Origin of the sequence: Roseovarius sp. ZX-A-9, assembly GCF_028369135.1 — a bacterium.
Taxonomy (GTDB): Bacteria; Pseudomonadota; Alphaproteobacteria; order Rhodobacterales; family Rhodobacteraceae; genus Roseovarius.
This window is the reverse complement of record NZ_JAPWHW010000004.1, coordinates 99380-116894: the sequence shown is the minus strand read 5'-3', so window position 1 is coordinate 116894 and position 17515 is coordinate 99380. Positions and strand designations below refer to the sequence as shown.

Here is a 17515-nt window from a genome sequence, read left to right as displayed (position 1 = left end):
GCGCTGCCCCTTATCGCGGCAGCAGATCCTCTTCGCCGACCTGACCCGAGATCCAGTCCCGGAACTTGACCAGCGCCGTGTCCTCGGCCTTGGATTCGGGCCAGACCAGCCAATAGGCCCCCGGCGACGGGGTCACTCCGCCCCAGGCGGTGACCAGCCGCCCGGTGGCCAGATCCTGCTCGGCCAGGTAATCGGGCAAGAGCGCCACGCCGAGCCCGTGCAGCGCCGCCTGAGTGATGGTCGAGAACTGATCATGTACGGTGCCTGCAACCCGCTGAGCCGCAACTCCATGCGCCGCGAACCAGGCAGGCCATGCTTCGGGCCTCGTTTCGATATGCAAGAGCGGCAGTGCCAGAAGATCGCGCGCATCAGCCGGGGCGCGGCCAGCGATGAGTGCGGGGGCGCAAACCGCGATCACCGCTTCAGGGCGCAGCTGGATCGCATCGGTGCCCGGCCAGTCGCGCTGACCGAAATGGATCGCAGCGTCAAAGCCTTCGGCGGCGAAATTGAACGCCTTGAACCGTGTTGACAGGTTGATCGTCACTTCTGGATGGACGCGCGCGAAATCCGGCAGGCGCGGGACCAGCCAACGCATGCCGAAGGTGGGCAGGATCGCGAGGCTGACACTGCCGCCAGCGGGGTTCAGCGCCGCCTTCATCGAGGCCTGGGCGATCTGGCCCAGGGCGCTGCGGATCTCACCGGCATAGTCCGTGCCCTGCGGCGTCAGAGACATGCCGCGGCCTTCACGCCGGATCAGCGATACGCCCAGTTGTTCTTCCAATGTCTGCAATTGGCGGCTGACCGCGCTCTGGCTCAGCGCCAGTGCCTCGGCCGCCGCGGTGGCGCTGCCCAGCCGGTCAAGTGCCTCGATCGCACGCAGGCTGGCGATGGACGGCAGAAAGCGGCGGGGCAGGGGCATCTATGCGGTTTCCTCATGTGTGTTTGCCAAAACCTCGCTATTCTTTTGCCTGCTAACTGGGTATAGAGCAACCTAAAGCGTTACACGAAAAGCCTGAATTCCCGGCCATGGCAAAGCGCGCGCAGCTTCCGAACCTTGTGCGCCCTTCATTTTTTGCCAGATGCCGCAAGTTACAGGTGAAACGCTTTGATCAGATTTATCTTGCGCAAAACGCATGAAAGGACCCGACATGAGCCTCGACGCCCCCAAGATCAAAGCCAAGGACGCCCCCGACCTTAGCAATTTTGACTGGCAGGATCCGTTCCGCCTTAACGATCAACTCGAAGAAGACGAGCGGATGATCGCGGAAAGCGCCCGCAGCTTTGCGCAGGAAAAGCTTCAGCCGCGTGTGATCAAGGCCTATGCTGAAGAGACCGTGGCACCCGAGCTGTTCGTCGAAATGGGCGAGATGGGTCTGCTGGGCACCACCATCCCCGAGGAATATGGCGGGCTGGGCGGCGGCTATGTGGGCTACGGGCTGGTCGCGCGCGAAATCGAGCGTGTGGACAGCGGTTATCGCTCGATGATGTCGGTGCAATCCAGCCTGGTGATGTACCCGATCTATGCTTACGGCTCGGAAGAGCAGCGGCAGAAATACCTGCCGGGCCTCGCCGCCGGGACGCTGATCGGTTGCTTTGGCCTGACTGAGCCGGATGCTGGCAGCGATCCTGCGGGGATGAAGACCCGCGCCGAAAAGATCGATGGCGGCTACCGGATCACCGGGTCGAAAATGTGGATTTCCAACAGCCCGATCGCTGATGTGTTCGTGGTCTGGGCCAAGTCTGACGCCCATGACGGCAAGATTCGCGGTTTCGTGCTCGAAAAGGGCATGAAAGGGCTGAGCGCGCCCAAGATCACTGGCAAGCAATCGCTGCGCGCCTCGGTCACCGGCGAGATCGTGATGAAGGGTGTCGAAGTGGGCGAGGATGCCTTGCTGCCCAACGTGCAAGGCCTGAAAGGTCCGTTCGGCTGTCTGAACCGCGCGCGCTATGGTATCGCCTGGGGCGTCATGGGGGCCGCCGAATTTTGCTGGCATGCCTCGCAGCAATACGGGCTCGACCGGCACCAGTTCCGCAAGCCGCTGGCACAAACGCAGCTTTTCCAGTTGAAGCTGGCCAACATGCAGACCGAAATCACGCTGGGCCTGCAAGCGGCGTTGCGGGTAGGGCGCTTGATGGACGAGGCCAATGCAGCCCCCGAGATGATCAGCCTGATCAAGCGCAACAACTGCGGCAAGGCGCTGGATATCGCGCGGATGTCCCGCGACATGCATGGCGGCAACGGCATCTCTGAAGAGTTCCAGGTCATCCGCCACATGATGAACCTTGAGACGGTGAACACCTACGAAGGCACCCACGACGTGCATGCGCTGATCCTTGGTCGGGCGCAGACCGGGCTGCAGGCGTTCTTCTGATCTCGATCAACGCAGGCACTGTGCAATGATGCACAGTGCCTGCGTATATGTGGCACTTGTGCATTCGGCATCTAGATGCTTGATCCCGGTTCGGCGCAAATCGCGCCAGCCGCAACGTGATCAGGTATCCAAAAATGGCGCACGCATCTTCTGACCCCAGCTTCGTGACCGGCTCACTGATGCGGCATGTATCGGTCATGTCCCTGACATCGAGCATAGGATTGATGGCGATTTTCGCCGTAGATCTGATCGACATTCTCTTTATCTCGATGCTCGGACAGGACGCGCTGGCGGCCGCGGCGGGCTATGCCAGCACGGTGATGTTCTTTGCCAGTGCGATCAATATCGGCCTGTCAATTGCGGCCGGGGCGCTGGTGTCTCGCGCGTTGGGAAGCCGAACCGATGACAGAGCCCGAGAACTCGCCGCCAGCGTAGCGGTGTTTGCGGCAATCGTCGGGTTGCTGGTGCCGCTCGTGGCTTTGCCGAACCTACCTTTCTTGCTGGCTCTCATCGGTGCCGAAGGCGAGATTGCAGCGGCAGCCGAACGCTATCTCTGGATCATTCTGCCGACCACGGCACTGTCGGGGCTGGGCATGACGGCGGTTGCCGTGCTGCGCGCCTATGGCGATGGCAACCGCGCGATGTATCCCGCGCTGGTCGGGGGCGGGGTCAATGCGGTGCTGGACCCGATCCTGATCTTTTCCCTCGGGCTCGGGCTGGACGGGGCAGCGATTGCAACGGTGCTGGCCCGGCTGGCAACCATGCTGACTGCGTTTTATCCGGCGATCCGGCGCTACGGGGCCTTCGTGCTGCCCAGTCCGCAATGCGTGATGCGGGATTTTCGCGTCGCGTTGCAGATTGCGGTGCCGGCGGTTCTGGCTACCATTGCGACACCCGTTGGCGTTGCGATCGTCACCCGCGAGATGGCCAAACATGGCACAGATGCTGTTGCCGCGCTGGCGGTGATCAACCGGATGACGCCCGTGGTCTTTGCCGTCGTGCTGGCGCTTTCGGGGTCCTTGGGGCCGATCATCGGGCAGAATTTCGGGGCCGGGCAGATGGGCCGCGTGCGCACTGCGTTCTTTGACGGATTGATCTTTGTCGGTCTCTACGTGGTTGTCGTGTCTGTGTTGCTGTTCGCGCTGCGCGCCCAGATTGCCGACCTGTTCGACGCGACAGGCGGGATGCGGATGCTGATCTTTCTCTTTTGTGGGCCACTCGCGCTGGCGACGTTCTTCAACGGTGCGATTTTTGTCGCGAACGCGTCATTCAACAATCTCGGGCATCCAAGCTATTCGACCTGGATCAACTGGGGGCGCCACACCTTGGGCACCTGGCCACTGGCCATGGCCGGTGGCGCACTGTGGGGTGCGTCGGGAGTTCTGATCGGACAGGCGGTGGGCGGTGTGATCTTTGCCGGTATCGCGATCTGGCTGAGCCTGCGGTTGATCGGCGATCCGTCCGACAGGCCACGCAAGGTGAGCTTTCGCCACAAGGACCTTCGTATGCATGTTGTATGCAATCGAGGGCATCGCTGAGCCCGGCCTGTATCCTGTATGTGTAAGTCGCATAATCAGTATTATGTTAATATATAGATATGCAATGATCGTGATTGCGCCTTTAAAGCTCAGCGCTTAGGCCGCATCCCTCAACCGGCATGAGCGCCCACGTCAGGTAGCGCGTACAGGGTTACACGCCCAGGAACCGATCCGCGACAGCGGCATCCAGTTTCTCGATCGACCCGTGCCAGACATCGCGGCCCCGTTCGAGGATCACCGCGCGATCCGCGACTCCGCGCAGTTCTGCCAGCGATTTGTCGATCACCAGGATCGACATGTCCGACTGGGCCCGCAGCGCCGTCAGCGCCGCCCAGATCTCGGCCCGGACCAGCGGCGCCAATCCTTCTGTCGCCTCGTCAAGAATCAGCAGCCTTGGGTTGGTCATCAGCGCGCGTCCGATCGCCAACATCTGTTGTTCGCCGCCCGAGAGTGTCGCCGCGATCTGCGAACGTCGTTCCTCAAGCCGCGGGAAAAGTTCAGAAATCCGGCGCAAGTCCCAATGGCCGGGTCGCGCGGCGGCGATAAGGTTTTCGGTCACGGTGAGCGGCGCAAAGCAACGTCGCCCCTCGGGCACCAGCCCCAGACCCAGCCGTGCGGCACGAAAGCTGCTGAGCGGCCCAAGGTCACGCCCGGCAAAGCGCAGCGTACCGCCGCTGGGCAGCATCCGGCAGATCGCCTTGACGGTAGTTGATTTGCCCATGCCGTTGCGGCCCATCAGCGCCAGCGCCTCGCCTTCTGCGATGTCCAGTGAGACGCCGAACAGCGCCTGCGCCGGGCCGTAGGACGCGGTAACGTCCTGCAATGTCAGCAAACTCATGCCAAATCCCCCAGATAGGCCGCGCGCACCTCTGGATTGGCTCGGATTTCGCTGACGGTTCCGGTGGCGATGATCTGGCCATAAACCAACACACTGATCCGATCAGCGAGCGCAAATACCGCATCCATGTCATGTTCGACCAGCAGCACCGGTGCCTCGGCACGCAGACCGTCCAGCAGCGCCGTGATCTCGCGCGACCCTTCGATGCCAAGACCGGCCATCGGTTCATCCATGACGAACGCCTGTGGCGCAAGGGTGAGCGCGATGGCGATCTCCAGCTGACGACGCTGGCCGTGCGACAGCTCGCCCGTGGGCATCGCCGCGTGATCTGCAAGGCCCGTGCGCTCCAACGCGGCCAGCGCTTGGTCCCGAAGATCGGTGTGCCCCAGCGCAGGTCGGAACAGGCCCAGCCAGCGTCCGGACGCGCCTAACGCGCCCAGCAGCGCGTTTTGCAGCACGGTATCCTGCATCGCCAGCGCCGATATCTGAAATGTGCGCGCGATCCCGGCGCGTGCGCGGGCCGCCACGTCCCAAGCGGTCACGTCACGGCCTGCCAGCCAGACCTGCCCGCTGTCAGGTTTAATTCCGCCGCATATCTGGCTGATAAGAGTTGATTTTCCAGCGCCATTCGGGCCAATCACGGCGTGGATTTCACCGGCCCGCAGATCAAGCGTCACGTCGCGGCTGGCCTCCAGCGCGCCGAAACGTTTGCACAAGCCCCGCGTCTCGATCACCGGATCAGTCATGGGCTGCCTCGCGCCGTGTCACAATTCCGATAAGCCCGCCGGGTGCAAACAGAACCACCGCCAGCAACAGAAGCCCCAGGTAGATGTGCCAGTACTCGCTGAGGCCGCCCAGCCAATGTTCCAGCGCGATGAACATCGCAGCCCCCGCGACCGGCCCGCAGAGCCGCGCAGTGCCGCCCAGAATGACGAACACCATGATTTCGCCCGATAGCTGCCAACTGAACATCGTGGGGCTGACGAAACGGTTAAGATCGGCAAAGAGCGCCCCCGCCAGCCCGGTGATCACACCCGATATGACAAAGGCCGCGAGTTGCAGGCGAAACGGGTTCAGACCCACGGTTTTCACGCGCTCGGGCGATTGCCGCGCTGCATTCAGAGCCAGACCAAACGGCGAACGGACCAGCGCGGCATGGAACAACAGCGCCAGCAACAGCAGCGCAAAGGTAATGCCGAAGAACTGGATCGGGTCGAGCGTGTTCAACCCCGGAAAGCTGTTGCGGACATAGATGCTCAGCCCGTCCTCTCCGCCATAGGCGGGCCAGGATATTGAAAAGTAATAAAACATCTGCCCAAAGGCGAGCGTGATCATAATGAAATAGACACCATTGGTGCGCAGCGATACCAGCCCGATCGACAGCGCGACAAGCCCGGCGGAAACCATCGCCGTGAGCCAGATCACCGGCATCGACTTGGTGCCTTCGATCATCCACGGGCCGAGTGTCATCGGCTGATAGCTCTGCGCGTGGCTGGCGAGGATTCCCATCGCGTAGCCGCCAATACCAAAGAACACCGCATGGCCGAGGCTGATCAAGCCCCCCTGCCCCAACGCGATATTCAGCCCGACACCAGCCAGTGCCAGGATCGTTACCTTGGTCAGCAGCGTGATGGTAAACGGCTCGTCCGCGCCGTAGGCCCAGAACGCAATCAGCGCCAGCCCGCCCAGCAGTGCGGCGTTAAAGTATTTCTCAGCAATCATGCCGCACCACCAAAGAGGCCGCGCGGCCGCAGAAAGAGGACAGCGGCCATCAGCAGGTAGATCAGCATCGAGGCGACCGCCGACCCGGCGGATGTCGCGCCGGAATTGTCCATGAATGTCGCAAATATGCGCGGCAGCAGCACGCCGCCCAGCGTATCGGTCAGCCCCACCAACAGCGCGCCCACCAGCGCGCCCTTGATCGAGCCGATGCCGCCGATCACGATCACCACGAAGGCCAGGATCAGCACCGGCTCTCCCATGCCGACCTGCACTGACTGGATGGTGCCCACCAGCGCGCCAGCTAATCCGGCAAGCGCCGCGCCGAGCGCGAAGACAATTGTGTAAAGCCTTGATATATCGACACCAAGTGCCGCGATCATTTCGCGATCTGCTTCACCGGCGCGGATCTGGATGCCCAGCCGTGTGCGCGCGATCATCAGGTAGAGACCGCCGGCAATCGCCAGGCCAACAACGATGAGAAACAGCCGGTAGAGCGGATACTGGATACCGCCCGGCAAGGTCACAGGCCCCGCCAGATAGGCCGGCACGTTGAGATAGAGCGGAAAGGACCCGAAAACCCAGCGCGTGCCTTCGGAAAAGATCAGGATCAGCGCGAAGGTTGCCAGCACCTGATCGAGGTGGTCGCGCGCATAGAGCCTGCGAATGACCAGCATCTCGACGATGGCGCCCGCCGCCGCAGCCGCAGCCAGCGCCGCGCAAAGCGCCAGCAGGAACGATCCCGTCGCCGCCGCCACGCCCGCCGCAGCAAAGGCCCCGACCATGTAGAGCGAGCCGTGCGCAAGGTTGATCAGGCCCATCACGCCAAACACAAGCGTCAGGCCAGACGCCATCAGAAACAGCATCACACCCAGCTGAACACCGTTCAGCACCTGTTCGGCGAATAAGACAAATGTCATGGGGAAACCTATGGGCCCCGGCGGCGCTGCCGCCGGGGCGAATGGACCTACATCTTGCAGTCTGCGCCGTAGACGTCCTGATGATCTTCGAGGGCGACACCAATGATCTTGTTGGTATAAACGTCACCCTCCTTGATCACTTCGCGAACATAGATGTCCTGGATCGGGTGGTGGTTCGGCGCGAAGGCGAAATCGCCGCGCACGCTTTCGAAATCGGCTTCTTCCAGCGCCGCGCGGAACGCGTCCTGGTCATGGATGTCGGCCTTGGCCATGGCGCTGATCAGCAGGTTGGCCGTATCATAGCCTTGGGACGCATAGAGCGATGGCAGGCGACCGTATTCGGCCTGGAACGCCTCGACGAAGGTCTTATTGGCCGCGTTGTCGATGTCCTTGTTCCACTGGCTGGTGTTCACCACACCCAGGGCCGCATCGCCCACGGCTTGCAGGATGCCCTGGTCAAAGCTGAATGCGGGGCCTATGACGGGCAGGTCGATGCCGCTGTCGGCATATTGCTTGAGGAACGAAATGCCCATGCCTCCGGGCAGGAAGAAGAACACACTGTCCGCACCGCTGGCGCGGATCTGCGCCAGTTCGGCGGCATAGTCCTTTTGCCCCAGTTGGGTGAACAGCTCGCCGGCCAGTGCGCCGGTATAGTGTCGCTTGTAGCCAGTCAGTGAATCATGCCCTGCGGGATAGTTTGGCGCGAGGATGAAGCTATTTTTGTAACCGGCGGAATTGGCATAGGCGCCCGCCGCTTCGTGCATGTTGTCGTTCTGCCATGCGACGTTGAAGTAGTTCTTGTGGCACCCCTTGCCCGCCAGCGCCGATGGGCCCGCATTGGGTGAAAGGTAGAACTTCCCCTGCGCGGTCGCCGAGGGCACCACTGCCATCGCCAGGTTCGACCAGATGATGCCGGTCAGGAGATCGACCTTCTCGGACTGGATCATCTTGTCGGCCAGTTGCACGGCGATGTCGGGCTTGCGCTGATCGTCCTCGATCACCACCTCGATATGGCCGGTGTCGGCCAGTTTGACCGCCAGCATGAAGCCGTCGCGCACGTCAATGCCGAGGCCCGCACCGCCGCCCGAAAGCGTCGTGATCATGCCGACCTTCACATCGCTCATATGTGCGCCTGCCAGTGCCGCTGTTCCCAGCGTCCCCGAACAGAGCGTCAGGGCCGAAGCCGCCGCTGCGATCAGTTTGGATTTCATCATCTGTCTCCCCTTAAATGACATTGCCGGACGCGTGCTTGCGCCGCACCTTCGGCTCCTGATTGACTTGCCGCCTAACAAAGATCAAAACGCCGCTCAAGGAAAGGGTGCAGCGACACTTTCCGCCGCTTACCCTACGTATTCTTTAGTTTGGCGGCCAGTGCGCCGGCGCAACAGCGCCCTGCGCAATCGACGCGCCCTTGCAAAGGCGGCTCGACAGTCGCGCGGGCTGCGAGCTAAGACTGAGGCAAAGAGGCGTGAAATGACATCGATCCTGATCCTGAACGGTCCCAACCTTAACCTGCTCGGCACCCGTCAGCCCGAAGTTTACGGCTCCACGACGCTTGCCGATATCGAGGCGATGTGCCGCGCCAAGGCGCAGGAACTCAACATCGCCTTGGCGTTCGATCAGGAAAACAGCGAGGGCGCGCTGCTGGATCATATCCACGCGGCACGTGGCGTGCATGACGGGATCATCCTCAACGCGGGCGCCTACACCCACACATCCGTGGCCCTGATGGACGCGATCAGCTCGGTCGCGCTTCCGGTGGTTGAGCTTCACCTCTCAAATATCCATGCGCGCGAGGAATTTCGCCACAACAGCTATATCTCCAAGGTTGCGGTTGGCGTGATCTGCGGCTTTGGGGCTGCGGGTTATCCGCTGGCAATGGAGGCGCTGGCAGGGCATTTGGCGCCGAACGAGTGAAGGGCGGTTTCGGGGGGCAAAGGCCGGTATTTTCGCGCGATTGACCGATGCCGGATCACGCCTTTTGGCGTACGTAAATCACTCATGCCGAGCAGAGGCCACTGATGTTGGGGATCGTTTTTGGCCGGATACCTTCAATTTTGGCCGGATACCCCCAATCGGCAGAAAACGAAACAATGATCTGAAAATCACCGGATTGTTAACCTCCCTCCCCCAAGAACACTGGATATTTGACGCGAAACCGGTTTCCTCCTGCCTGAAATGGTGCACTTTCTTTACAGCGCCTACTAAAAACAGCAGGATATCGATACATACATAGCTGGGAGGTAGTTTGATGAAGTATCTAATTTCTGTTTTTACGTTGGTGCTGACTGCGACAGTTGCCCAAGCTTCGGTCATTGCGACGCTTTCGGAACGCAATACTGATGTTCTTCTCACGATCGAAGGAAGCCTTGATATTTCTTCATTTGGTTCGGTGTTAACCCTCTCCAACAGCATCGATGTGAATGGTTTTTTGCCGTCGAATGGAGAGGTTTTCGTTGAGACACCGTTTGAGAGCGACGTTGATAGGTATGAATTTTCCGGTGTTTTGACACCTTTCGGTACAGGCGCGATTTCGTTTGGATCTTTCGATGCGGGCGGGCAAGTCGCCTTTTTTCGTAATGGATCCAATATTCAAATCCAGTTGCCAGACGCATATACGAGCGGCACCAAGTTATTCGGGCAGGCTTCCGTAGGCGGCGACTTTGCCAGCCTTGGAATATCGACCGGGATATTCGTCACCGCCCTTCCTGGGAATCAAAGCCTCACAGTGGTTACGACCCCATTGTCTGCCGTTCCGCTGCCGGCCGGGGGACTTCTACTGCTTTCGGGTGTCGCGGGTCTGACAACGCTACGGCGGCGGAAGAAAAAGGTCAGCTAACAAGAGATGATTGCGCACCGGTGAGGTTCGAAGCGGGGAAATCGCCGCAGGATCGCGGTGTGCGCTACACGTCCTTCAATTTGATATCTGTGGTGGCGGCTGCTCTGGTGTAGACCGAGTCCTGCGGACTTGGCCCGTAAAGGGCAATGCAAGACTCGGGCTCGCCCTCGCAAGCCCCCGGCTCAAAATGAAAAGGAGCGAGTCTTTCGGCCCGCTCCCTGAATTCACGGTCTGACGCCGAAGGCTCAGCCCTTGGCGGTCTTGGCGACTTCTGCGGCAAAGTCTTCTTTCTCGACTTCGATGCCTTCGCCGACTTCGAGCCGGACGAACCCGGTGATCTCGGCGCCTGCTTCCCTGGCGGCCGCTTCGACCGTCAGGTCAGGGTTCATCACAAAGGACTGACCCATGAGCGTGGATTCCGCGATGAATTTCTTCATCCGGCCCATGATCATCTTCTCGATGACCTGCTCGGGCTTGCCGCTCTCGCGAGCGATATCCATTTGAACCTGGCGTTCCTTTTCAACAACGGCCGAATCCAGCTCCGCCTCGTTGAGCGCGGCGGGGTTGGTGGCGGCAATATGCATCGCGACCTGCTTGCCGAAAGTTTCATCGCCCTTGAGCGCGACCAGAACGCCGATCTTGCCCATGCCGTCTGCGGCGGCATTGTGGACATAGGACACGACGGCATCACCGGTCACCGACGCCATCCGACGCAGCGACATGTTTTCGCCGATGGTGGCGATCTTGGCGGTGATGGTCTCTTCGACGGTCTTGCCGCCCAGATCGGTGGCCTTCAGCGCATCAATGTCAGCGGCCTTCACGGCGGCGTCTGCGACGCTACCGACCATCGCCTGAAACTCGGCGTTCTTGCCAACGAAATCGGTCTCGGAGTTGATTTCGACCGCGACGCCACGTCCGCCTTCGACCTTGACGGCCACGAGGCCCTCAGCCGCGGTGCGGCCCGATTTCTTGGCGGCTTTGGCCAGACCCTTGGTGCGCAGCCAATCAACAGCTGCCTCCATGTCGCCGTCGGTTTCGGTCAGTGCCTTTTTCGCGTCCATCATGCCGGCGCCGGTGGTGTCGCGCAGCTCTTTTACCATTGCAGCGGTAATCGCCATTGTGGCTCTCCTCAGAATTCAAATCGGATGGGGGGCAGCGATTGCCACCCCCTCGGTTTTCAGTGTCGCGGCGGGGTGCCTTGGCGTTACGCCTTGGCCTCTTCCGTCACTTCCGCAGCGGGGGCTGCGTCGGCCGCGGGCTCTTCTGCTGCGGCAGGCTCGAGGATCTCTTCGACCGGGGCCTGTTCCATCGCGCCGATATCAACACCGGCAGCGCCCAGCTGGGCCGACATACCGTCCAGCGCCGCACGGCTGACCAGATCGCAATAGAGCGCGATGGCACGGGCCGCGTCGTCGTTGCCGGGGATGATGTAATCGATCCCGTCGGGCGAGCAGTTGGTGTCGACGACAGCAACGACCGGAATGCCCAGCTTGTTGGCTTCGGCAACGGCCAGGGCTTCTTTTTTAACGTCGATGACGAACAGCAGATCAGGAACGCCGCCCATTTCGCGGATGCCGCCCAGCGATGCTTCCAGTTTGCTCTGGTCGCGCTCAATGCCCAGACGCTCTTTCTTCGTCAGGCCTTCGGCGCCGCCTTCCAGCGATTCGTCGATCTCTTTCAAACGGTGGATGGATTTCGACACGGTCTGCCAGTTGGTCAGCGTGCCGCCCAGCCAGCGGTGGTTCATGTAATACTGCGCGCATTTCTCGGCCGCTTCGGCGATGGGTGCTGCCGCCTGACGCTTGGTGCCGACAAACAGGATGCGGCCGTTCTTGGCGACTGTCTCGCGGACGACGTTCAGTGCCGCGTCCAGCATGGGAACGGTCTGCGTCAGATCCATGATGTGGATGCCGTTGCGCGCGCCGTAGATGAACTCGCCCATGCGGGGGTTCCAGCGTTGCGTCTGGTGGCCAAAGTGAACGCCGGCTTCAAGCAGCTGGCGCATGGTGAACTCGGGAAGAGCCATGTCGTTTCCTTTTCCGGTTTTCGCCTCGGTACGGAGAGAGAGGCGGATGCCTCAACCGGTGGACAAACAGGGATGTCTCCCCCATTGGCCCGCCCGTACCTGCGGATTTCTAGTGCGGCGCGTATAGACTGGCCCTTTACCGAGCGCAAGAGGCAAGCGATCCGACCGAGTCATCGCAGGCCGTGGGGCGCGTATCGCTATATGCCTTTACGGCACGGCTACGGCACGGCGCACCTCAGAGGAAGACACGCTCCATGAACCAATACACCCCGACAGCTGCAATCACACATGACGCCGGGACCGCGATCCGGGCGCGGTACCAATCCTTATTGCGGAACCACACGCCGACCGCCAGGAACGCCAGCGCAATCACGGTCAGCTGCCCCAACTCGACGCCCACGTTGAACCCTATCAGCGCCGGGATGAACTGATCCGGAGGCAAGCCGAACTCGCCCAGCACGCTGGCAAAGCCCAGCCCGTGCAAGAGCCCGAAACAGAACACCACGACAGGCCGCCAAGGGGTCAGCCCGCGCGCCAGAATATTTTCGACCGCGACATAGGTGATTGAGGCGGCGATCAATGGCTCGACAATGCTGCCGGGCACATTGACCCAGCCCAGCGCGCCCAGCGCCAGCGTCACCGTGTGCGCCGCCGTAAAGGCGGTGACCTGCCACAACAACGGCCCCAACCGTGCCGACAGGAAAAACAATCCAAGCACGAACAGGATATGATCGAGCCCTTTGGGCAGGATATGATCGAAACCGACGGGAACGTATCCCGCAAAGGCCTGCCAACCGCTTTGTGCGCCGCCACCTTGAATGGCGATCTCGTCACTTTGCGCGCCTCCCCTGATAAAGCCGGTATAGGGCTCTGCCACCCCCTGCTGGCGCAGCACCAGCTCGCCAAAGCCCGCGCCCCACGCCAGAACCAGCGTAGAGGCCCCAACAGGCACCGCACCCTGCAAGGTCAGCGTGGTCCGGCGCGGCAGGTCTGTATTGCCGATCTGATCGACCTCGACCCGCTCAAGGCTCAGCGGAATGGCATCCGCCCCTGCCCGCAGTGCGATACCGATGGCCAGATCAGGCCAGACAGCGCGAAGCTGCTCTGCCAGCACCTCGGGCGGCAGCGCCCGCAGGGTATCGTAACGATCCGACAGGTCTGTCTCATTGGTGTCGGTGACGTCATCCAGATTGATCCCGGCGATGAAAGCCTCGGCATTCATCTGAAGCTCCAGCACCGCAGTCCCGGCCCCGATAGTCAGATCGGCGATGCTGGGCGACACCTCATGCGCTGACGCGGTACAGAGCGACCAGATCACGATCAGGCTTGACAGGGCCGCCTGCCAGTACAGTTTGGTCTTCATGAAAAATGTTATGTTCACGCTGCTCGCCTGCCTGCTCATTGCCGGTGCCGCGCCGCGCGCCGCTGTCGCACACGAGTTTTGGATCGAACCGCAGGAGTTTCAAGTCGAAACCGGTGCGCCGCTGACCGCATCTTTGCGCAACGGGCAGCATTTCGAGGGCATCACGCTGGCCTATTTCGACCGGCGTATCATCCGGTTCGACTGGCGCATGGGCGGCAATGTAACCCCCGTTACCGGGCGAGCGGGTGACAATCCGGCACTTAACCTGGCGGCGCCCGAGGCCGGATTGATGGTGCTGACCTACCAATCGACAGCCAGCGAAGTACGCTACAAGACGTGGGAGAAATTTGCGCAGTTTGCCGAGCACAAGAGCTTTGCGGATATCCAGGCACGGCACCGGGCGCGTGATCTACCCGACGCGGATTTCACCGAAGTCTACACCCGCTACGCCAAGAGCCTGATCGCGATCGGTGCAGGTATGGGGGCAGACCGCGCCACCGGGCTGGAAATAGAAATCGTCGCCCTCCAAAACCCCTATACGCGCAGCGAAACCGGCCCGCTGCCGGTTCAGGTATTGTATCAGGATGCGCCACGCGCCGATGCGCAGGTCGAGATATTCGAGCGCGCGCCGGATGGCACTGTCGTTGTAACAACTATCCGCACGGATGATGCCGGCATTGCACAGATTCCGGTACGGCCGGGGCACGCCTACCTGCTCGACAATGTGGTGCTGCGCGTGCCCGCGCCGGCCGTAGCCGAGGCCCACGGTGCGGTTTGGGAAACGCTCTGGGCGTCGCTGACCTTTGCGGTGCCCCACTAGGCTTGTGCCGGGGGCGCGGGCGCGCCACAAACGGGGCATGTCGCCAGACAGGCAGACCATGCCACCACGCTGGCCCACGCGCTTGATGCCGCTGCCACCTTTGTTTCCGGGGAGATAGCCACATGAGTCTACTGCACTGGTCCGACGAGGTCCGAACCGCGCGCGAAAACGGGGTTCCCATCGTTGCGCTGGAAAGCACGATCATCACCCACGGCATGCCCTATCCGCAAAACCTGGAAACCGCGCGCGCGGTTGAGGATATCGTGCGTAAGGCGGGCGCGGTTCCGGCCACCATCGCGGTAATCGAAGGCGCGCTACTTATCGGGCTGTCCCCTGATCAACTGAACTGGCTGGCGCAGGTTCCAGACGCGCGCAAGCTCAGCCGGGCCGATCTGGCCGTGTGCATGGCCTCTGGCGGCACCGGCTCCACCACCGTGGCCGCCACGATGATCGCCGCGGCACAGGCAGGCATCGCCGTATTCGCGACCGGCGGGATCGGCGGCGTGCATGTCGGTGCCGAACACACGTTCGACATCTCTGCCGATCTGCAGGAATTGGCGCAGACCGCTGTCACGGTGGTTTCTGCCGGTGCCAAGGCGATTCTCGATCTCCCCAAGACGCTGGAAGTGCTGGAAACCTTGGGCGTTCCGGTCATCGCCTACGGGCAGGATGATCTGCCCGCCTTCTGGTCGGCACGCTCGACCCTGCCCGCACCGCTACGCATGGACAGCGCGGACGCGATTGCCGCGACACATCTGGCGCGTGCCGCATTGGGTCTGCCCGGCGGGCAACTGGTGGCCAATCCGGTGCCGGCTGCCGATGAAATCCCGGCAGAGGTTCTCGCCCCGCTCATCGCGCAGGCGACGGAGGACGCTGCCGCGCGCGGAATCTCGGGCAAGGCGGTGACGCCCTTCTTGCTAGATCGCCTCTTCGTGCTGACCGAAGGCCGATCGCTCGCTGCCAATATTGCGCTGGTCCGGAACAACGCACGACTTGCCGCGGAAATCGCCCTTTGCATCGCGGCGCGGCACAGTTGATCGCAGGCCGGGCGCAGCGGAGGCGCCATTGGCCATATTGTCCGGTTGCCCCCACCCCTGCCCATTGCCGCCTGCGACAATTACGCTTAGATAACGGCAGTCTGATGGAACAATAGGCCCGATGAACACACCCTTCGACGAAGACCCGATCATCCCACGCCGCCCCGGATTGCTGGCGCGGCTGCGCGCGAGTTTTCTCACCGGTCTGGTGGTCATCGCGCCTGTCGGGCTGACGATCTGGCTGATCTGGACGCTGATTGGCTGGGTGGATGGTGTTGTGCTGCCGCTGGTGCCCTATACGTTCAGCCCCGAGAAATATATCGGCATTAACCTGCGCGGCATCGGTGTCATCTTTTTCCTGGTCTTCACGATCATTGTCGGCTGGATCGCCAAGGGGCTGATCGGAAAATCGCTGATCAGGTTCGCGGAATCCCTGGTGGGCCGCATGCCGGTCGTGCGTTCGATCTATTCCGGGGTGAAACAGATCGCCGAGACGATCTTTGCGCAGAGCGAACGCTCGTTCGAGAAAGCCTGCCTTGTCCAGTATCCGCGCAAGGGTATCTGGGCCATCGGGTTCATTTCGACCACCGCCAAGGGAGAGATCACGCGCAAGGCCGAAACCGGCGGTCAGCTGATGAGTATCTTTCTGCCCACCACACCGAACCCTACCTCGGGCTTTTTGCTGTTCATCCCGCGCGAAGACGTGATCGAGCTGGACATGACGGTCGAGGACGCGGCTAAGCTGGTGATTTCCGCAGGCCTGGTCTACCCGGGCAGCAAGACACCGGCCGAGCTAGAGAAAGCCGACGACGAAGAGTGACACTGGCGCGGTGCATCACGCACTGAACCCCTTGCGACTTTTCCGGAGCAGGCCGTGGGCAAAGGTCCCACGCGCTTTCAATCTTGTGGGTGTTAGGCGTCTGCTATGCGGTTCGGATCAGATGCAAAACACCTTAGCTGAACATCGCCGTCAGATCGGTGGTGCCGCGCTGGCCAATATCGTCCTTGTGCGCCTGCAAAAACTTGTCTGCTGCCGCCCGTCCTGCGTCTTTCAACTGGCCCAGCAGATAAGGTGACGGCGTCAGCTTGGTCGAGACCGACAGCTCTCGCATCAGCGCATCATCGGCAACCATGTGCACAAAGAGCCGCTTGAGCCCGCCCTCTGGGACGTGCCCGGTGTCCAGCAGCCGCTGCGCAAAGGAGATCGCGCGCAATTCACGCAAAAGCGAGCTGTTGAAGCTGATCTCGTTGATCCGGTTCTGGATGTCCTGCGGGCTGCGCGGCACCTCGGCGCGTTCCAGCGGGTTGATGTTCACGATCAGGATATCGGCGGGCAGATCGGCGCCGAAAAGCGGGAAGAGCGCGGGGTTGCCGGTATAGCCGCCATCCCAGTAATGCGCGCCGTCGATTTCCACCGCCTGGAACAGCGTTGGCAGGCAGGCCGAGGCCAGCAGCGCATCGGTGCTGATCTCGGTGCCGGTAAACACCCGGATCTTGCCGTTGTGAACATTCGTGGCGCCGACACAGAGCTTTGGCGCGGACTCGGCGCAGACCTTGTCATACTCGAACGCTTCCACAACGCTGCGCAACGGATTGCTGTAGAACGGACCATAGGAATAGGGCGATACCATGCGCGAAAGCGTATCGGTCATTGCATAGGGCCAGGATTGCTCCCACGCCGAGCTGACGACGCCCGGCATGGACAGCGCGCCGACCATCCAGGCCGGCATGCGCATGTCATGCACCGCACCCATCCGGCCCCAGAGCCAATCGAGATTGGCGCGAGCACCTTCGCGCCCGTCCTTCACCCAGCCAGCCTTGAAGGCAGCGCCGTTCAGCGCACCTGCGGACGTGCCGGAAATCGCCGCCACTTCGATGTCTTCATCATCGAGCAGTCGGTCGAGCACCCCCCAGGTGAAAGCGCCGTGTGCGCCACCGCCCTGCAGGGCCAGATTAATGCGCTTTTTTGTCATGTCAGGCGACCTCGAAAGGCCAGAGGCAGGATGTCTCCGGCGGAGATTTCACAGGCTGGAATGAGCTTTG

General features: G+C 61.6%; 17 protein-coding genes. 7 read left to right on the top strand and 10 right to left on the bottom strand.

The annotated features are described in order from the left end of the window. Positions 1-10 precede the first annotated feature (10 nt). Positions 11-919 (bottom strand): LysR family transcriptional regulator, encoded by a 909-nt coding sequence (locus tag O3306_RS05575; RefSeq protein ID WP_272004390.1) that lies wholly within the window; start codon positions 917-919, stop codon positions 11-13. A gap of 229 nt (positions 920-1148) precedes the next feature. Between O3306_RS05575 and O3306_RS05570 the strand changes: the two genes are divergently transcribed. Together O3306_RS05570 and O3306_RS05565 are read left to right on the top strand one after the other, a co-directional pair. Next, on the top strand, positions 1149-2372 hold the full coding sequence (locus O3306_RS05570) for an acyl-CoA dehydrogenase (RefSeq protein ID WP_272004388.1): 1224 nt from the start codon (positions 1149-1151) through the stop codon (positions 2370-2372). Between the two features lie 134 nt (positions 2373-2506). Further along, positions 2507-3910: an MATE family efflux transporter gene (locus O3306_RS05565; protein ID WP_272004386.1), complete on the top strand. Its 1404-nt coding sequence runs from the start codon at positions 2507-2509 to the stop codon at positions 3908-3910. 151 nt (positions 3911-4061) lie between these two features. Here the strand turns inward: O3306_RS05565 and O3306_RS05560 are convergent, their stop codons facing one another. Genes O3306_RS05560 through O3306_RS05540 form a run of 5 tightly spaced genes read right to left on the bottom strand, consistent with a single transcriptional unit; the run spans position 4062 to position 8598 of the window. Then, on the bottom strand, positions 4062-4748 hold the full coding sequence (locus O3306_RS05560) for an ABC transporter ATP-binding protein (protein WP_272004383.1): 687 nt from the start codon (positions 4746-4748) through the stop codon (positions 4062-4064). Then, positions 4745-5494 carry an ABC transporter ATP-binding protein gene (locus O3306_RS05555; protein ID WP_272004382.1) on the bottom strand — a complete coding sequence of 250 codons (750 nt, stop codon included), beginning with the start codon at positions 5492-5494 and terminating at the stop codon, positions 4745-4747. The genes O3306_RS05560 and O3306_RS05555 overlap by 4 nt, the downstream gene beginning before the upstream one ends. After that, complete coding sequence (locus tag O3306_RS05550) at positions 5487-6470, bottom strand: branched-chain amino acid ABC transporter permease (RefSeq protein ID WP_272004380.1); 984 nt, start codon at positions 6468-6470, stop codon at positions 5487-5489. The genes O3306_RS05555 and O3306_RS05550 overlap by 8 nt, the downstream gene beginning before the upstream one ends. Then, positions 6467-7387, bottom strand: a complete 921-nt coding sequence (locus O3306_RS05545; RefSeq protein WP_272004378.1) for a branched-chain amino acid ABC transporter permease — start codon at positions 7385-7387, stop codon at positions 6467-6469. Before O3306_RS05545 ends, O3306_RS05550 begins: the two co-directional genes overlap by 4 nt. Before the next feature lie 47 nt (positions 7388-7434). Continuing rightward, positions 7435-8598: an ABC transporter substrate-binding protein gene (locus tag O3306_RS05540; protein WP_272004626.1), complete on the bottom strand. Its 1164-nt coding sequence runs from the start codon at positions 8596-8598 to the stop codon at positions 7435-7437. A 262-nt stretch (positions 8599-8860) separates the two neighbouring features. On the opposite strand from O3306_RS05540, the gene aroQ reads away from it, so the two are divergent. Together aroQ and O3306_RS05530 are read left to right on the top strand one after the other, a co-directional pair. Further along, on the top strand, positions 8861-9304 hold the full coding sequence (gene aroQ, locus O3306_RS05535; protein WP_272004376.1) for a type II 3-dehydroquinate dehydratase: 444 nt from the start codon (positions 8861-8863) through the stop codon (positions 9302-9304). 334 nt (positions 9305-9638) lie between these two features. Next, a complete protein-coding gene (locus O3306_RS05530; RefSeq protein WP_272004374.1) occupies positions 9639-10226 on the top strand; it encodes a VPLPA-CTERM sorting domain-containing protein in 588 nt (195 codons plus the stop codon). Positions 10227-10471: 245 nt separating this feature from the next. On the opposite strand, the gene tsf is transcribed toward O3306_RS05530, so the two are convergent. The 3 genes from tsf to O3306_RS05515 all read right to left on the bottom strand — a co-directional run bounded on the left by tsf (position 10472) and on the right by O3306_RS05515 (position 13615). Beyond that, a complete protein-coding gene (gene tsf / locus O3306_RS05525) occupies positions 10472-11344 on the bottom strand; it encodes a translation elongation factor Ts (protein ID WP_272004372.1) in 873 nt (290 codons plus the stop codon). Positions 11345-11430: 86 nt separating this feature from the next. Further along, positions 11431-12252, bottom strand: coding sequence for a 30S ribosomal protein S2 (gene rpsB / locus O3306_RS05520; RefSeq protein WP_272004370.1), 822 nt, complete (start codon positions 12250-12252; stop codon positions 11431-11433). Positions 12253-12487: 235 nt separating this feature from the next. After that, entirely contained in the window at positions 12488-13615 is a 1128-nt protein-coding gene (locus tag O3306_RS05515; protein WP_272004368.1) for a HupE/UreJ family protein, read from the bottom strand. On the opposite strand from O3306_RS05515, the gene O3306_RS05510 reads away from it, so the two are divergent. The 3 genes from O3306_RS05510 to O3306_RS05500 all read left to right on the top strand — a co-directional run bounded on the left by O3306_RS05510 (position 13614) and on the right by O3306_RS05500 (position 16292). After that, complete coding sequence (locus O3306_RS05510) at positions 13614-14435, top strand: DUF4198 domain-containing protein (protein WP_272004366.1); 822 nt, start codon at positions 13614-13616, stop codon at positions 14433-14435. The two genes, O3306_RS05515 and O3306_RS05510, sit on opposite strands and share 2 nt — an antisense overlap. Positions 14436-14557: 122 nt before the next feature. Then, the gene (locus O3306_RS05505) at positions 14558-15472 is read left to right on the top strand and encodes a pseudouridine-5'-phosphate glycosidase (protein ID WP_272004364.1); all 915 of its coding nucleotides are present in this window, start codon (positions 14558-14560) and stop codon (positions 15470-15472) included. 121 nt (positions 15473-15593) lie between these two features. Beyond that, on the top strand, positions 15594-16292 hold the full coding sequence (locus O3306_RS05500; protein ID WP_272004362.1) for a DUF502 domain-containing protein: 699 nt from the start codon (positions 15594-15596) through the stop codon (positions 16290-16292). A gap of 133 nt (positions 16293-16425) precedes the next feature. Here O3306_RS05500 and O3306_RS05495 read toward each other — a convergent pair whose 3' ends face one another. Further along, positions 16426-17445, bottom strand: a complete 1020-nt coding sequence (locus tag O3306_RS05495; protein WP_272004360.1) for a patatin-like phospholipase family protein — start codon at positions 17443-17445, stop codon at positions 16426-16428. Positions 17446-17515 lie beyond the last annotated feature (70 nt).

Excerpts from the sequence above, each read along its gene's own strand:
- O3306_RS05560 (WP_272004383.1), bottom strand. The coding sequence starts at position 4,748 with ATGAGTTTGCTGACATTGCAGGACGTTACCGCGTCCTACGGCCCGGCG.
- aroQ (WP_272004376.1), top strand. The coding sequence starts at position 8,861 with ATGACATCGATCCTGATCCTGAACGGTCCCAACCTTAACCTGCTCGGC.
- O3306_RS05530 (WP_272004374.1), top strand. The coding sequence starts at position 9,639 with ATGAAGTATCTAATTTCTGTTTTTACGTTGGTGCTGACTGCGACAGTT.
- O3306_RS05495 (WP_272004360.1), bottom strand. The coding sequence starts at position 17,445 with ATGACAAAAAAGCGCATTAATCTGGCCCTGCAGGGCGGTGGCGCACAC.
- O3306_RS05540 (WP_272004626.1), bottom strand. The coding sequence starts at position 8,598 with ATGAAATCCAAACTGATCGCAGCGGCGGCTTCGGCCCTGACGCTCTGT.
- O3306_RS05510 (WP_272004366.1), top strand. The coding sequence starts at position 13,614 with ATGAAAAATGTTATGTTCACGCTGCTCGCCTGCCTGCTCATTGCCGGT.
- O3306_RS05570 (WP_272004388.1), top strand. The coding sequence starts at position 1,149 with ATGAGCCTCGACGCCCCCAAGATCAAAGCCAAGGACGCCCCCGACCTT.
- O3306_RS05550 (WP_272004380.1), bottom strand. The coding sequence starts at position 6,470 with ATGATTGCTGAGAAATACTTTAACGCCGCACTGCTGGGCGGGCTGGCG.
- tsf (WP_272004372.1), bottom strand. The coding sequence starts at position 11,344 with ATGGCGATTACCGCTGCAATGGTAAAAGAGCTGCGCGACACCACCGGC.
- O3306_RS05545 (WP_272004378.1), bottom strand. The coding sequence starts at position 7,387 with ATGACATTTGTCTTATTCGCCGAACAGGTGCTGAACGGTGTTCAGCTG.
- O3306_RS05500 (WP_272004362.1), top strand. The coding sequence starts at position 15,594 with ATGAACACACCCTTCGACGAAGACCCGATCATCCCACGCCGCCCCGGA.
- O3306_RS05575 (WP_272004390.1), bottom strand. The coding sequence starts at position 919 with ATGCCCCTGCCCCGCCGCTTTCTGCCGTCCATCGCCAGCCTGCGTGCG.
- rpsB (WP_272004370.1), bottom strand. The coding sequence starts at position 12,252 with ATGGCTCTTCCCGAGTTCACCATGCGCCAGCTGCTTGAAGCCGGCGTT.
- O3306_RS05515 (WP_272004368.1), bottom strand. The coding sequence starts at position 13,615 with ATGAAGACCAAACTGTACTGGCAGGCGGCCCTGTCAAGCCTGATCGTG.
- O3306_RS05555 (WP_272004382.1), bottom strand. The coding sequence starts at position 5,494 with ATGACTGATCCGGTGATCGAGACGCGGGGCTTGTGCAAACGTTTCGGC.
- O3306_RS05565 (WP_272004386.1), top strand. The coding sequence starts at position 2,507 with ATGGCGCACGCATCTTCTGACCCCAGCTTCGTGACCGGCTCACTGATG.
- O3306_RS05505 (WP_272004364.1), top strand. The coding sequence starts at position 14,558 with ATGAGTCTACTGCACTGGTCCGACGAGGTCCGAACCGCGCGCGAAAAC.